This is a genomic window from Tepidisphaeraceae bacterium (assembly GCA_035998445.1).
Lineage (GTDB): Bacteria > Planctomycetota > Phycisphaerae > Tepidisphaerales > Tepidisphaeraceae > DASYHQ01.
Map to the genome: position 1 here is coordinate 128156 of DASYHQ010000013.1, position 16390 is coordinate 144545.

Genomic DNA, 16390 nt, shown 5'->3' on the forward strand with positions numbered 1-16390 from the left:
GGTGAACCACGTGGACGGTCGCATCATCAATCGGATCCGGTCGAAGCAGTTCCTGCGGGTGGCAGTAGCGTCCATCGCGGCGCTCTGCTTATGTGCTTCGACACGCGCCGCCGACGACGCTGCCGTGGCGGCGCCCCATGGCGCTCATGTTGTGGTGGAGGCCGAATCGTTCCAGTTCCACGCCAGCTGGACGATCGAGAGCGAGGGGGGCACGCTTGGCGGCAAGTACATTCGTACCTCGGGCTCTGCGCACGATGTGCTGACCGTGGTCGACGTGCCCACCGCCGGTCAATATCAGTTGTGGACGCGCGCCCGCGTGTTTGCCACCAGCCAGCCGGGCACACGGCGGTTTCGGCTCTACGTCAACGGGCAGCCCGCCGAGCGCGAATCGGGTGTGGCCGCGATTGACGGATGGGTTTGGGAGCACGTGGGTGTGGCCGACCTGAAATCTGGCCCTGCCGTGCTGGCGCTGCGTGACACGGCCAAGTTTCACGGTCGGTGCGATGCGGTCTTACTGACCACCGCTGAAGTTAACCCGAACAACCTGGTTGCCAGCGAGCTGCTCAAGTATCGCGTGATGCCAACGGCGGTGACGGCCACCCCGCGCAAGCCGTTCGAGGCCGCGCCTGTAGTGGCGGCTGACAGCGTTACGAAGGAAGTCGCCTCGATCGAGAACGAGGTCGTTCGCCTCGACTTCCGAGAGGTGGCCGACGCGTCTGGCCGACCGCTCGTCCTGCGCGGCACCAGCGTGCGCGACGGCGACGGTGGGTGGCGCGAAGTTCACGCGGGTTCACCGTCGGAAGCCATAGTGATGCTGATGGCGCCTAAGGCGTCGCTGCAGGCCGAGGAGGTCGTGCCGATCTGGAACACGGGCCTGGACGAGCTGATCGTCAACGTTGTCGAGCGTGCTTACACCACCGGGGGCGGCGGGCGCGACCCCGTGGCCTCGGCGAACCATACTCGCCTCACACCCCGCGCCGTGCGCGCCACGGGCGCGGCATCCGCCGTGGTGACGTACGTGAGCGAGGATGGCGCCCATCAGGTCGAGGCGACATGGTCGCTGGCGCCGGGCCGCCGCGACGCGAAGGTGGACGTGGCGTACGTGGTGAGCGCGAGCGGTGACCACTCCGTCGCACTCTCCGCGTTCGATGAGACCGCACCCGCCGACGTGGAGGCGGTGCAGTTGCCGCCGCTGTTCCAGATGCAGCGCCTGCCCCGGCAGCCGACGATGCTCACCAGTTCCATCACGCCTCACGCGCTGGCGATGGTGCAGCGTGCCGGGCGGGACGGAGCGGCGCTTACGCTGGCGGTCACGGCCGACATCAGCCGCATGCCGTTCGAGTGGCCGCGCAAGGACAACGCCCACTACGGTTTCTCGCTGCACAGCGGCTCAGGCGAAATTCAACCCACTGCGTTCGCCCCGGTGCTCGGCATGCCGGGCTCGCGCGCCGAGGCGGGCGAGCGGCGCACCACCTCGTTCCACGTGCTTGCCTGGCCCGGGGAGTGGACGGGCGCGCTCGAATACGCGTCGAACCAGATCTTCGGAGTTACCGACTACCGCCGGCCCGCCGGCGCGTCGCTCTCGCAGGCGGCGCTCAACATGTTCGACCTGTTGAAGGACGATAAGGCCAGCGGCTGGGACGTGAAGCTAAAGGGCCTGTACAACATCGAGAGCCGCGTTACCGCCACGCACACCGCGCCCCTGGCGATGCTGTCGGCGGCGGTGTTGAGCGGTGACGAGGACCTGTGGGTCCGCCGGGCGCTACCCACGATCGAGTTCCTGCTCACACGTCCCGCTGCCCACTTTGCCACGTCTGTGCCGCAGGCGTTTCCGGTATACATCAACGAAGCGCGAACCCACCTTCAGGTGCCCGGCAGTTTCGCCACCACATCGACGTGGCAGGGCATTGATGCGCTGCTTGGCAATGCCAACCCGTGGGTGGCCGACATGGCCATCGTGGAGGGCCAGCCGCGCCACACGACGGCTTTCTCGACGTCGCTGCCGCGCTGGTCGGAAATGCTGGCGCAATACCGGCTGACGCCGACGCCGCAGGCGCGCGCCGCACTGATCGAAGAAGCCGACCGTTGGATCAAGCGTGCCTACCACGACCAGCGTACACCGCTGGGCCTGATGCCGTTTTACAACGTCAGCTTCTACCCGGCGTGGTGGGACCTGATCGACCTGTTCGAGCTAACCGGCGACCGGCGGTACCTCGCCGCTGCGGAGGAGGCGGCGTTCCTGACGATCGCGGGCCAGCGCTCTCATCCGGCCGTCACGGGGCAGGTCGTGCCGATCAATCAGGGCGTGGGCCAGATGCAGGACAAGGGCGGCGGTCCCGTCCACTTCTGGTACGGCGACCGCAAGATGCGCCTTGGCTGGGCCGACGGCAAGCCAACTGTAGTGCCGCCGACCACACAGGCTCCGGACTGGGTCGTTTCGCCCGTCGGACTGAGCATGGAACAGCCGGTGACCTACTGGCGGCCGACCGGTGGGCATCAGCCGATCATGCTCTCGAACTGGGCGCCGCACCTGCTTCGGCTCTACAAGCACACCGGCCGAGAGATCTTTCACACGTACGCGCGCAACGCGATCATCGGCCGGTACGCGAACTACCCCGGCTACTATGTGCCGCTGGCGACGGACGTGAACCTCGACCCGCGCTACCCGTACCGCGGACCCGACCTCACGTTCATCTATTACCAGCACATCGAGCCCCACCTGGCGATGACGCTCGACTACCTCTTTACCGAAGCCGAGCTCCGCAGCGAAGGGCGCATCGCGTTCCCGTGGGTGAAGCAGGCGGGCTACGTCTGGTTCAACAACTGCATTTTCGGTGGCGGCCGGGGCCGCGTGTTCGATGATGCGGACGTGGTTCCGCGCCTCGATCGCAAGACGCTGACGGTCGACAGCGACCAGATCAACTACATCATGGGCCGCGGCGCCGATCGCCTGTGGCTGGTGATGATGAACGAATCGAAGGAAGCGGTGGCCGCCACCGTGAAACTGACCGATCCTGAATTAATGCTGGGCCAGCCGTACGCCGTGTACGATGGCACGGGGCAGCGAATCGGTGACGACGCTGCGATGACGGCAACGCTCACCCCGACCGTGCCGCCGATGGGCATAATAGTCCTGTCGCTACCGGCGCAGCTGCGGCAAACCCCTGCCCAGGCCGGGCCGGTCGCCGAGGGTCATGTGGTGCGCTCGACGGGTTCACCGTGGGGTGACGTGCATGCCTTCCGGCTTCGCGGGCCCTTCGGCAGCGACTCGATCTACGTCGTTGCTACCGGCCGCCCGTCGGAGGGGGCCTCGATGAGTGTGACGCTCCGTTCTGGCGGGCGACGGGCGACGGTGAACGAGTATCCGTACGAACAGACGTTTTACCCCGTTGACGCGAAGGAACCCGCGGAGGTACTGGTTGAGCTGAACCTGCCCGGGCAGGGGGCTGCGCAGCAGGTGAAGATCGAACTGAAGGGGCACGCACCGTGAACGCGCTTTACGCCGGCCATACGCTGAGTACGCCCCCGACGGTTCGTTGGGAGCGGGGGGCGTCGTTCATCTGGTTTCCCGACGGGCGGCCGTACTACGACCTGCCGCTGAATGCCTACTGCCGGTTTCGCCGGCGATTCCACCTGCCGCCGGGCGCGACCGCGGGGCGCATGCGGCTGTTCGCCGACGCGAACTACGCGCTGTGGGTCAACGGCACCTACGTCGCGCGCGGGCCGTGCCGTGCAGATCCACGTTATTCGTTCTACGACCAGCACGACCTCGCACCGTTGCTGCGGCCGGGTGACGAGAACCTGATCGCCGTGCTGGTTCACTTTCATTCTTACGATACGGGCCAGTCGGTCGCGCGGTTTCCGTTGCTGCTGGCGGACGTAACGTTCGAAGGCGGCACTGCGCCGATCTGCACCGATGCCACCTGGCGGTGCAGCATGGCCGATGCCTACGACGTCGACTCGCCGCGAATGAATGGTTGCCAGGGTCAGATCGAGGTGTTCGACGCGCGTCGCGACGAACCGGCGTGGCGCGAGGTGGAGTTCGACGATACCGCGTGGCCCGCCGCCAAGGTGCGGGCGCTGGGCCGGTACAACCACCCGTTCTGGAACTTGTTGCAGCGTCCAATTCCGCTGCTGCGGGAAGAGATCATTCAGTCCACTGGAGCCGTGCGCCAGACTACGGTGGTGGACCGCCCCGAGCCTGCCGCTCGATTGTTCCACCAGCTGATGTCCGAGCAGAGTGGCGCGTGGACCGACAGCCCGATTCCGCGGAACGAGACTGGCGAAGTCTCGATCGCGGCGACCCCCGCTGGCACCGTCGCGGTGCGGACGTTTGATTTTGAGCGGGTCGAGGTGGGGTACGCGCGGCTGGACGTCACCGGCCCCGCAGGGGCGATCATCGATGTGGCCTACGCCGAGACGCTGATCGACGGCAAGGTGCCTGCGCATCACGTATCCAACCGCCCATTCACGCGATTCGTGCTGGCGGGGGGACGCAACGCGCTGGAAGTGGCATTCGGCTGGCGCGCGTTCCGCTACCTGCGCCTTACCGTTCGCAACGCGGCGGGCGAGGTCATCGTGCATTCGGTCGGCGCGCGAACGCGGCGCTATCCGATCGACCGCATCGGCAGCTTCAACGCAGCCGACGACGTTGCGCTCGATCGTATCTGGGACGTGTCGGCCCGCACGCTCGAGATCTGCGCTCAGGACGCGTTCGTCGATTCACCGAGCCGCGAACAGCAGCAGTGGATGGGCGATGGACGATGGCAGGCGGTGTTCAACTACCACCTGTCCGGCGACCCGCGCCTGCACGCGAAGCTGCTCGACCAGATCGGCCAGGGACAAGATTGCCACGGCCTCACGCGTTCGCGTTACCCGGACGGGCACGAGAACTACCAGCCGATCCCGTCGTTTACGCTCGCGTGGATCTGCTCGTTCGCCGACTACTGGCTCTACACCGGCGACCTGTCGCCCGCGCGGCGGTGGTGGCCGAACGTGCTGCTGGCGCTGCGCTGGTTCGACGCGCACGTGTCGCCCGGCAGCGGCCTGCTGACCGATGTGCCGCACTGGAACTTTATCGACTGGAGCCTGCCAGACATCGGTGATGCCCCCGGCCTCGCATCCACCGCGCTCAACGTTCAGTACTTGGAAGCGCTGCGGTGCGCGGCTCGCCTGGCCACTGCCCTGGGCGAACCCGAGGCCGCCGCCAATTGTGCAGATCGTGCGGAACGGCTGGAGGCGGCGATCGTGAACACCGCGTGGGACGAAGTCCGCGGCGCTTACGCGACCGTGGTCGGTTGTGCCGATGGCGGTGCCGCCGCCGGGCACGCGTTGGTGCCGACGCCCCTGTCCGAAGCGGTGAACGCCTTGGCGCTGCTTCACGTTCACGCGGCGGGGGAACCCAGGGCAGCGCGGATCCTGCAGTCGGTGTTCGCTGCCGACGCCACGCGTCTTCCAGACCCAGGCGTGCTGATCGGCAGCCCCTATTTTATGACGGTGGTCCTGCGAGCCTTGGCCGCACACGGCCAAGGAGACCTGGCGGTCTCGATCGTCCGCGAACGGTACGGGCGTCTGTTGGCAGCGGGCGCGACGTCGTTGTGGGAACGCTGGGACGTTGCGTCGCACGCCGACCCGAACGGCCTGAACCTGGACGTCACCAGCGCCAGCCATGGGTGGGGCGCGGCGCCGCTGGCAATCTTTTCCGAACTCATTCTAGGCATCCGACCGTTGCGGCCGGGCTTCGAGCGTGTGCGCATTACGCCGACGCTCGGAACCCTGCGTGGCGCTAGCGGCCGTGTGCCGACGCCGCGGGGACCGATCATCATTCACTTGTGGCGCGACGGCGAGCGGGTGATCTGCAACCTGCTGGTCCCGACCGGGTGCATCGCGGTGATGGTGGACGGCCGCGAACTGACGAGCGGTGCGCACGAGATCACTCTACCGCTGACTCCAGATCTGGCGTCGGGTCCCGTCGTTCCGCCGACTGCCGAGCGCGGAGTGCCTGGAACTGCTGTCGAAACTTGAGCGGTGTCGTCCCCTCCGCCTGCTTGAATGCGGCCGACAGATATTCGGGCGAGCCGAAGCCTCCTTGGATCGCCACGTCGCTGATCGGCAACTGCGTCTCGATCAACAATTCCTTCACGCGCTCGACGCGCAGGCGCCGGAGGTGGGCGGCGGGCGTGCGCCCCATGATGCGCTCGAAACGGTACTCGAGCGACCGCCGGCTGACCGGCACGCGGCGCAGGATGTCCTCGACGGTGATCGGCTCGATCACGTGCGCCTGGATGAACTGAACGGCGTCGCGTACGTCGGCGTCCTCGATTGCCATCGCTTCGGTGCTGGCCCGCTCGGTGACGTGTGTGGGGGGGATGAGGATGGGCGATGTCGGTGCAGTTTCGCCGCGCATCAGCCGGTCGAGAAGGCCCGCGGCCTCGTACCCGACGCGCTCGGTGGCGCAAACGATGGCGGACAGCGACGGTGTCGATGCGGCGCAGCGCAGGTCGTCGTCATCGCCGCCCAGCACGGCCAGATCCTGTGGCACCAGGATGTCGGCGGCGCGGCAGGCCTCCAGCACGTCGACCCCGTCCTGCGCCCAGGTGAAGACGGCGGCGGGGCGCTGCAACCGCTCGACCCATGCCGCCAAAGCGCGCCGGCGATCTCGCCCCGTGCCGGCCGACGGCACGAATCGCTCGCAGGTGCAACCCGCCTCTCCAACGGCTCGCGCGAAAGCCGCATAACTGTCGCCGACACTGCTGGTCCATCGAGACGCGTAGTATCCAAACCGCCGGTAGCCACGGTCGAGCAGGAACTGACCCGCAAGCCTGCTGGACGCCTGGCCATCGTTGGCAACGCGCGGGTATCGGTTTTCGCGCAAGCGAATGCCAGAGACGTTGACGACCGGCACGCGCAACTTCGCCAGGTCGCGCGCACCGGCGGCGCACGCCACCCGACCGATCACGCCGTCACCGTCCCAATGGGCCGGTGGCACGGTCCGGCTGGCCGGCCCCTCGCTATCGAGCGTTAGCGCCCAAGAGCCCTGCTCGCGGGCGTAGTGGAGAATGCCAGCCACCAGACGGCGTCCCCAGAGGGTCGAGGTGCTGACGAGCACTGCGATCCGCCGGCGCGGCATCGGCGTCGCGCCGTGCAGGCGAGAGGTGGCGGAAGCGGCATGCGGCTTTCGAACTGCGGCGGTCGTCGCGGTGGCGCTGAGACGGCGTCGTTTGGCTTTGGGCATGCTTATCGGACCTCGCTCTGGCACCTGAGACACCCGCGGCCGTCGATGGTGATTCATATTACAACGAACGGCCTCGCGGGGAAGCCCCTACTGTGAAATACCTTAGTTTATTTGCGCTCCATTGCGTAGCTGCATTACCGCCTATCACGTACATTTCTTTCGGGCGGGTTCACCTCTCTGCGCAGGTCTGACTTGAGGATCGCGCGGAACTGACGAAGGAACGAGGGAATGATGACGATGAACGTTCGAACGCAACGCGGGTTCACCCTGGTTGAGCTGCTGGTCGTCATCGGCATCATCGCGCTGCTCATCAGCATATTGCTGCCGGCGCTAAACAAGGCTCGCGAGTCCGCGGCCAGCGTGAAGTGTGCGAGCAACGTCCGGCAGATCGCGATGTCGTTGATCGCTTACGCCAACGACAACAAGGGCCTATTCCCACCCTATAACCAGGCGTCGTCGGCCGCCGATACCGACGACGTCGATGTTGACGGCAGCCCGCGAGCCGCATTCAACAATTGGGTGAACAAGATCGTCGACGGCAAGTACCTCGGCGTGCGGTTCAAGCCGATCACCGGCGACAACCACGCCCGCTTCGGCTAAATCACCGCCGGCGTCTTCTCCTGCCCGTCGCGAGGCGAACCGGCGTACGGACCGATCTCGCCAGCTTTCGAAGACAACTGGCCGATGTACGGCGTGAACTTCTCGTTCCCGCCCAACTCCGGCACCGTCGCCGCCGGCATCCGCCAGCAACGCCTTTTCCCGTACCAGGGCGCGCCTGGTCAGAGGAACCGCCTGCGGTTGGGACAGATCCGCCGAAGCACGCAGCTGATCATGCTCGGTGATGCCGAGCAGCGCAATAGCGGCATTGGCCGGTCCCTCTTCACCTACGACGACACCGCCGCCGTCGGTACCCAGCAGACTTGGTTTGCAACCTCACAGACCGGCTGGCCCGCGGCGGTTCACCCCGGCGGTGCGGCGCCCACGGGCATCGCGTACCTGAACGATGTCGGGGCCCGACGTAAGCGGTCCGCGAACATCGGCTTCTTCGACGGCCACGTTGAATCGGTGAGCCTGCGCGATCTTCAGCAGAACACCGCCGACATGTGGGGTGTGAGAAATCCCTGGTAATCACGCGGCGTGGGATCGCAACTTATTCTAAGCAGAAAGCCTGGCGTTGGTGAGCGATCGCGCGATTGTGCCGGATCATCGGTGCGTGCTCGAGCATCTCCCTGCCCAATACCCTTTCCGTCGCAGCCATGAATCTCTCCACCATTGAATGGGCGATCGTCATCGGCTTCATGGTCTCTGTCCTCGCGATCGCGTTTGCGATGCGCCAGCTGACCCGCAGCGTCGCCGACTTCCTCGCCGGCGGGCGTTGCGCGGGTCGTTACCTGCTGACGCTGTCGGAAGGCATCGCGGCGCTGGGGCTGGCGGGCACCGTCGCCAACTTCGAGAAGTTCTACACCGCCGGCTTCGCCGCGAGCTGGTGGGGCATGATGCTGATGCCGATCGGCATGGTCATCGCGCTGTTCGGCTGGGTGAGCTACCGCTACCGCCAGACGCGCGCCCTGACCATGGCCGAGTTCTTCGAACGGCGGTACAGCGCGCGCTTCCGCGTGTTTGCGGGGCTGCTCGCGTTCGTGTCGGGGGTGCTGAACTTCGGCGTCTTCCCCGGCATCGTCGCCCGCTTCCTGATCGCGTTCTGCGGCCTGCCGGGCTCGTTCGATGTGGTGGGCCTGACCGTGCCGACGCTGCCCGTGGTCATGCTGGTGATGCTGTCGCTCACGCTCACGCTGATCCTCTCCGGCGGCATGGTGACGGTGATGATCACGGACTTCGTGCAAGCGCAGTTCGTCAACATCGCGTTCGTCGTGGTGATGGCTTCGCTGCTGCTGACGTTCGCGTGGGACGACGTGGCCGCGACGCTTTCGAGCGCGCCGGCGGGGAAGTCGCTCGTCGACCCGTTCGATCAGGCGGACATCGCCAGCTTCAACGTCTGGTTCTTCGCGATCTTCGCCTTCAAGCTGTTCTACAACCGCCTCGGCTGGCAGGGCGTGCAGGGATACAACTGCGCCGCCAAGAGCCCGCACGAAGCGAAGATGGCGGGTGTGCTGGCCGAGTGGCGCGGCGGGGTGACGTACCTGATCATCATGCTGCTGCCGATCTGCGCGTACGTGCTGCTGCACGACCCTTCGCGTGCGGCCGACGCCGCGGTGGTGCAGGGGCAACTGGCGCAGGTGGGGGATGCGCAGCTTCAAAAGCAGATGACCGTGCCGCTGTCGCTCGTGCACGTGTTGCCCACGGGCGTGCTTGGCCTGCTGGCCGCGGCGCTGATCGGGGCCAGCATTGGCAACGACACGACCTACCTGCACGCGTGGGGCAGCATCTTCGTGCAAGACGTGGTGATGCCGTTCCGTAAGCGGCCGCTGTCGCCCGAGCAACACATTCGCTTGTTGCGGATCGCGATCCTAGGGGTGGCGGCATTCAGCTTCGTGTGGAGCCTGACGTTTCCAATCCGCGATTACCTGCTCATGTATTTCCTGCTCACTGGCGCGATCTACCTGGCCGGCTCGGGCGCCGTCATCATCGGCGGGCTGTACTGGAGCCGTGGCACGACCACCGGCGCGTGGGCGGCGCTGCTGACTGGCGCCATCGTGTCGGTATTCGGCATCTCGCTGCAGGCGGCGTGGCCGAGCGTGCCGATGCTGGCGCAGCTGTCGCCGGTCTTCCCGATCGGTGGGGCGTGGATCGCGTTCATCGCATCGATCGGCTCGATCTTGATGTACGTCGGCGTCTCCCTCGCCACATGCCGCGCGCCGCACGATATGGACAAGCTGCTATATCGCGGCGCCCATGCCAGCCCCGGCGACGCAGCACGAGCGGAAGCGGCAAGCGATGGTGAACCAACCTGGCTGCGCCCGTGGCAGCGCCGCATCGGGATCACCGCCGAGTTCACGCGCGGCGATCGCGCCATCTATTACCTGAAGTTCGGGTGGACCACGTTCTGGGTCGTCGCGTTCGTCATCGGCACGGTCTGCGCCCTGACCATCGGCGTTTCCGATGCGGCTTGGCTGAACTGGTGGCGCTTTACGGTGGTGCTGGGGATGGTGGTGGGGGTTATCACGGTCGTCTGGTTCCTCATCGGCGGCATCCGCGACCTCTTTGACTTGTTACGCTACCTGCGAACGACACAGCGCGACTTCGCCGACAACGGCACAGTCGCGGAGGCGGCCGAGGACGCGACCTCGCCCGAGACGGAGATCGCACCAATCTCTCCCCCGCTTACGGTTACTCCCGCCGCAGCTGGCGCCGCAGCGGTGGCGACGGCCCCGGCCGGTTGATTGCATGACTTTGAGGACGTAACGCGCAATGGACACGATGCAGATTCTGGCCGAGTACTCCCTGGGCGATATGGTCGCCCGCTATTTCCAGCGCGAGGGCGACACCGGCGCATCGCTCTGCCTGTTGCCGGCATCCCGCGTCGCCGACGTTGTGGCGCACCGCGAGAAGTTGACGGGCGTGGAGATCGACCATTTCGCCAACAAGAACCTGCCCGCGTGGCGTACCGATTCGCTCGCCCACGTGCGCCTGGCCACCGACGACTGGGGCGGTGGTCTGACAGCCGGCATGTCGATGCGGCAATCGAGGACGACGCAGTCGCTGCGCTGGATGTCGACCGAGTCGGACCAGCCGACGCCCGGCGTCACCGTCATCACGACGACCTTGCTGAACGATGCTGGCATCGTCGTGCTGCACCGGCTGACCCACCGGGCCAACGACCCGTTCGTCACGATCGATACCGCGGTACGCAACGATGGCGCGATTGAGATAACAATCGACCTGATCACGAGTTTCTCGCTCGGCGGCATGACGCCGTTCCACCCGGAGGCCGCCCCCGGTCGATTGAAGCTGCACCGCTTCCGCTCGTACTGGTCGGCCGAGGGCCGCCCGGTGGCGCAGTGGCTTGAGGAACTGCAACTCGACCGGTCCTGGGCGGGCTACACGGTTGCCAACGAGCGTTTCGGGCAGGTCGGTAGCATGCCGGTGCGCGGGTGGTTCCCGCTGGCGTTCCTGGAGGATGTGGAGGCTGGCGTAGTGTGGGGCGCGCAGGTGGCTACCGGCGCGTCGTGGCAGATCGAGGCATACCGCAAAGACGACTTCGTCAACCTCTCCGGCGGGCTGGCCGATCGGGAGTTCGGGCAGTGGTGGAAGACGCTGCGCTCCGACGAGACCTTCGCCGCACCGTCCGCGTTCCTAACCGTTGCCAGCGGCGGCATCGATCAGGTGTCGCAGCGGCTCACCGAGACGTACCGCTCTGGACGCGAGGCAGCGCCACCAATCGAGCGCGATCTGCCGGCCTGCTTCAACGAGTGGTGCACGACGTGGGGCTTCCCGACGCACGACACGATGACGGCGCAAGTTCGCTCGGCCGCGGAACTGGGCGTGCGATACGTCTGCATCGACAACGGTTGGCAGCGCAGCAAGGCCGAGATCGGCAAGCACGCCGTTGGTGATTGGGAGTCGGCCGAGCGCGTCTTCTCGCAGGGAATTGACGCGATCGTCTCCCCGGCCCGCGATGCGGGCGTGGTGATGGGCCTGTGGTTCGAACACGAGGTGGCAACGCCGAAAACCTCGTCGTTCCTCGAACACGCCGACAAGATGCTGCGCCTGGACGGGAAAATCATCGAATCGAGCGGCCGACGGTTCTTCGACATGCGGCGCGACGACGTACACGCGCTGCTCGAGCGCCGCGTTATCGATCTGCTGGACCAGCAGGGCTTCGGGTACCTCAAGATCGATTACAACGCCACGCTGCCCTACGGCGTGGACGGCGCCGAATCGCCAGGCGAGGGGCTGCGACAGCATATCGACGGCGTCCGGCGATTTATGACGCGGCTGCGGAATCGCTTGCCGAACCTGGTCATCGAAAATTGTTCGTCCGGCGGCCACCGGTTGGAACATTCGCTGATGAGCCTCGCGTCCGTCGCCTCCGGCTCCGATGCCCACGAGGGCTTGGAATGTCCGGTGCTGGCTGCGAACATGCATCGGCTAATGCTGCCGGAGCAGAACCTGGTGTGGGCGACCGCGCGTAAGAGCGACGACCTTCGCCGCATCGTCTACCGCATGGCCGCTACGTTCCTGGGGCGCGTGTGCCTCTCGGGTGATCTGACCGAGCTGGACGCGGCGCAGCGCGACCTCGTGCGCGCTGGCTTGAACTTCTACCGCGCGTGCGTCCCACTGGTCCGCCACGGAACCACGGCGTGGCACACGCCACAACCGCTCAGCTATCGGCAGCTGACTGGCCACCAACTCATCAGCCGAACGTCTCCCGGCGGCGACGAAGCATTATTTGTTGCCCACCGCTTTACCGGTGCTGCCACCGACGTGATCACACTACCGCTGGCGGCCGGTTGGCGCGTAGCGGAAACGTATCACGCGGAACCGACGGCACCGCAGATACTTCAAGACAGACTGACCTTTTCACTACCACCGTTAGCCGCCGCCGCTGTGCGAATCGTCCGCGCGAACGCGACACACATTTAGGGGGAAACGTAGCACGGCGGTCCGCTCACGTGGCTACCAGATTTGAGAGGATCGCACACGCGGGAGCACCACGTCAGGTGCCGCAGAACGTCTGGTAACAGGCGCCGTCGGCCGGCGCCGGCAGGCGGTACTTTGGCGCGTGGCGCTCGTGATCGAAGGGGGCGGCCAAGACGTCCAGCAAGCATTCGGTGACGGATATGTCACCTTGTTCCGCCGCCGCCAATGCTGCCTCGACCAAGTGGTTGCGCGGGATGACGGCCGGGTTGTGGGCGCGCTGCAGTTGCACCGACGCTTCGCGCGGCTGCGGTTGACGCGCCAGTCTGGCCTGCCAAGCATCATGCCACTGCGTGAACGCCGGATCGCTTGCCGCGGCGGCATCTGGAGCCACCACGCTGTCGGCCAATGCAGCGAACGTGTTGGTGTGGTCTGCGTGAGTGGTGCGCATCCAATCGAGCAACGCGTCGACGAGCGCCCGGTCCCCTGGCTCTTCGTTGAACAGGCCAAGTTTCCTCCGCGTGCCGCTCAGCCAATAGTGCTCAAAACGATCGGTGAAGTGCTGGAGCGCCTCGGTGGCCATCGCGATGGCCGCCTGCTCGTCGGGATACAACGGCAGCAGGGACTCGGCCAAGCGTGTCAGGTTCCACTGCGCGATTCGGGGTTGGTTGCCGTAGGCATAGCGTCCCGCGACGTCGATTGAGCTGAAGACGGTCGCGGGGTCATAGCGGTCCATGAAGGCGCAGGGGCCATAGTCGATCGTCTCGCCGGACAACGCCATGTTGTCGGTGTTCATCACGCCGTGGACGAACCCGACTAGTTGCCACTGGGCGATCAGCGCCGCCTGCCGTTCGATGGCGGCCTCCAGCAGCGCCTGGGCCGGTAGGGTTGCACCGGCCAGCTGGGGGTAGTGCCGTCGGATGGTGTAATCGAGCAGTGCGCGCAGTGCGGTCGGATCCTCGCTTTGTGCGGCTGCCCACTCGAAGGTTCCGACGCGCACGTGGCTGGCCGCCACGCGCGTCAGCACTGCGCCGGGAAGGGGGCCCGGCTGGCGCCACACGGTCTCACCCGTGGCCGTCACCGCGAGGCTCCGGGTTGTGGGGATGCGCAGCGCGTGCATGGCCTCGCTGATGATGTACTCGCGCAGCATCGGGCCCAGCGCCGCCCGCCCGTCGCCGCGCCGGGAGAACCGCGTGGGGCCGGACCCTTTTAGCTGGACGTCGTACCGCTCGCCGGTTGGGGTCACTTGCTCGCCCAACAGGATCGCGCGACCGTCACCGAGCATGGTGAAATTGCCGAACTGGTGGCCGGCGTACGCCTGTGCCAGCGGTGCTGCGCCCGGCGGCAGGCGGTTGCCCGCGAACACCGCCGCCGGCTCGTCCGCCATCAGAGCCTCGGTAGATAGGCCCAGCGAGATCGCCAGCGGCCTGTTCAATAGCACCAGCCGCGGCGCCTGCACCGGCGTTGGCGCTACCGTCACGTGAAACACCGCCGGCAGCTGCGCGTAGGTGTGTTCCAACCGCCAACCCGTCGCGGCAGGAGAGGGAGATGCGTGAAGTGGCGGGCGGGCGGATCCGGACATGTGTTCGCTCCCTCCGTGCCACCGGTGACGCGGGTACCGGTCGTCACGGTGTACGGCGATGCCTCACCCGCGCATAAGAGTGTAGGCGCGCCGCGCAACGGAGTACCGAAAGTCCGCCGTCGCCGTCTGGACCTGGGCCGAGGCGAACCGTGGTGGGTCGAACGGACAATGGGCCCCACGAGCTGCTACTGGGGATACTTGGCGGCTCGCCCGCGCAAGGGCAACTGACGGTAAGTGCCTCGTTTCAATGGCGACGGACCGTGGCCGTTGGTTACACTGAATGACATGTCGAAAGCGAACGTCGGACTGATCGGCATTGTGAGCGAGCTGGCGCGCGATGATTTCTGGGGAACGATGGCGCAGGTGGCGGCCATCGGTTACCGCGGCATCGAAGCGCCGGGCCGCCTGCTCGAAGGCGACGTTGCCGAGAACGTGAAGCGGTTTCACGGGCTGGGGCTGCAGGTGCTGACGATTGGCGCCAGCCGCGAGGCGGTGCGCGATCACCTGTCGCAGGTGACCCAGCAGGCGAAGTCGCTGGGGGCGCCAAGGGTCACGGTGTGGTGGGGCCCGTGTGACGATCGCGATGCGCTGCTGCGCGATGCCGAGATGTACAACGCAGCCGGCCGGCAATTGGCGCAGGACGGCATTCAACTCTGTTACCATAACCATGGCCACGAGTTCCAAACCACGTACGACGGCCTCTACGCGCTCGACATGCTCGTCGCCAACACCGATCCCAGGGCGCTCGCGTTCGAGATTGACATTGCCTGGGTCGCGTTTGGCGGCGAGAACCCCATCGCAGTCCTGCGACGGCTGGCTGGCCGTGTGCCGGCGATCCACGTGAAGGACATGCACAGCCTGAACGATAAGCACGCGTTCACCGCCGTGGGCACCGGGGTGGTGCCGGTGCGAGAATCGGTACAGACGGCGATCGAACTCGGCATCGAGTGGGTCGTGGTCGAACAGGATCGCCTGCGCAACCTGACCGCCATGGAGACCGCGACCGTGAGCTTCCTGAATCTGAAGGAGTACGGTCTGGTCTAATCCGGATCGCGATCGGCCGCGTCCTGCAACGTGGGAACCTTCGGAGAGCAACTTATGCAGCTCATCCTTCGCGGCGATGATGCCGGCGCTTCGCTTGCCGCCAACCGCGGCATCCTTACGGCATGCCGGGCCCGGCGACTGCCGAACGCCTCGGTGATGGCAGTGGGTCCCGCACTCGATGCGCTCGCCGGTCCGCTGCGCGAGATGGGGAACAGTGTATGTGTCGGACTGCACGTCACGTTGAACTGCGAGTGGTCCGACAATCGATGGGGTCCCATCTTGCCAGCGGCGGACGTCGGTTCGCTGGTAATGCCCGACGGCACATTCACCCGCTCGCCGGCAGCCCTTCACGAGCGCGATGCGGACCGCGCTCAAATCCGCGCCGAGATCGAAGCCCAACTCGCGACCCTTCGGCGGGCCGGGCTAACCGTGTCGTACGTCGATGAACACATGGGCGTCGGTTGGCTGCCCGGCGTGCGCGACCTGATCTGTGAACTCGCTGATCGGGAAGGGCTCATCGTAGCCGCCCGTTTCGCTCATCTGTCACTCAAGGATGTGGCCGGCGACGGGCAGCTAGATCGCATCGCCGCGGCTTTGGACAAAATCGAACCCGGTCTTTCGGCCACCGACGCGCGGGTGTTCATCACGCACCCCGAAGCGCCCTCGCCTTCCGACCCGCCTGACCGTCGCGACCCATCCGAGTTTCGTGCTCGGCAGGCGGATCTTGCATTGTTGCTCGATCCGGCGCTCGATGTCCTGCTCTCGCAACGAGACGTATCCGCGGTCACGTACGTGCAGGCGAACGCGAATCCGTCTACTTGATGTTCCACGTCACCGGCCCCTTGCGCCGCCGTTTATTGACAAGTACGGACCGGTCATCGCATCTTTCAGTTCTGACGAAAGTTGTTGAAGCGTCATAACACGGTGGTGCATCCGTGGGGATTTCAGGCGTAATCCAAATTCCCGAAATCCCTCGGAATCAGGCGAAATTG

Annotated in this window: 10 protein-coding genes; 8 read left to right on the forward strand and 2 right to left on the reverse strand. The window is 66.1% G+C overall.

Annotation, left to right across the window (positions count from 1 at the left end):
• Positions 1-10: 10 nt before the first annotated feature.
• Entirely contained in the window at positions 11-3490 is a 3480-nt protein-coding gene (locus tag VGN72_03870) for a hypothetical protein (protein ID HEV7298478.1), read from the forward strand.
• On the forward strand, positions 3487-6024 hold the full coding sequence (locus VGN72_03875) for a family 78 glycoside hydrolase catalytic domain (protein HEV7298479.1): 2538 nt from the start codon (positions 3487-3489) through the stop codon (positions 6022-6024). The genes VGN72_03870 and VGN72_03875 overlap by 4 nt, the downstream gene beginning before the upstream one ends.
• On the opposite strand, the gene VGN72_03880 is transcribed toward VGN72_03875, so the two are convergent.
• On the reverse strand, positions 5933-7234 hold the full coding sequence (locus VGN72_03880) for a XylR family transcriptional regulator (protein ID HEV7298480.1): 1302 nt from the start codon (positions 7232-7234) through the stop codon (positions 5933-5935). The genes VGN72_03875 and VGN72_03880 overlap by 92 nt on opposite strands.
• Before the next feature lie 237 nt (positions 7235-7471).
• Between VGN72_03880 and VGN72_03885 the strand changes: the two genes are divergently transcribed.
• From VGN72_03885 to VGN72_03900, 4 genes are all read left to right on the forward strand, one after another.
• Complete coding sequence (locus VGN72_03885) at positions 7472-7834, forward strand: type II secretion system protein (GenBank protein ID HEV7298481.1); 363 nt, start codon at positions 7472-7474, stop codon at positions 7832-7834.
• Positions 7835-7918: 84 nt separating this feature from the next.
• A complete protein-coding gene (locus tag VGN72_03890; GenBank protein ID HEV7298482.1) occupies positions 7919-8362 on the forward strand; it encodes a hypothetical protein in 444 nt (147 codons plus the stop codon).
• 128 nt (positions 8363-8490) lie between these two features.
• Complete coding sequence (locus VGN72_03895) at positions 8491-10575, forward strand: hypothetical protein (protein HEV7298483.1); 2085 nt, start codon at positions 8491-8493, stop codon at positions 10573-10575.
• Between the two features lie 28 nt (positions 10576-10603).
• Positions 10604-12778 carry a glycoside hydrolase family 36 protein gene (locus tag VGN72_03900; protein ID HEV7298484.1) on the forward strand — a complete coding sequence of 725 codons (2175 nt, stop codon included), beginning with the start codon at positions 10604-10606 and terminating at the stop codon, positions 12776-12778.
• 73 nt (positions 12779-12851) lie between these two features.
• Here the strand turns inward: VGN72_03900 and VGN72_03905 are convergent, their stop codons facing one another.
• Entirely contained in the window at positions 12852-14354 is a 1503-nt protein-coding gene (locus tag VGN72_03905; GenBank protein HEV7298485.1) for a YdiU family protein, read from the reverse strand.
• Between the two features lie 285 nt (positions 14355-14639).
• Between VGN72_03905 and VGN72_03910 the strand changes: the two genes are divergently transcribed.
• Together VGN72_03910 and VGN72_03915 are read left to right on the forward strand one after the other, a co-directional pair.
• Complete coding sequence (locus VGN72_03910) at positions 14640-15398, forward strand: sugar phosphate isomerase/epimerase (protein ID HEV7298486.1); 759 nt, start codon at positions 14640-14642, stop codon at positions 15396-15398.
• Between the two features lie 54 nt (positions 15399-15452).
• The gene (locus VGN72_03915) at positions 15453-16220 is read left to right on the forward strand and encodes a ChbG/HpnK family deacetylase (protein HEV7298487.1); all 768 of its coding nucleotides are present in this window, start codon (positions 15453-15455) and stop codon (positions 16218-16220) included.
• The last annotated feature ends 170 nt before the right edge of the window (positions 16221-16390 follow it).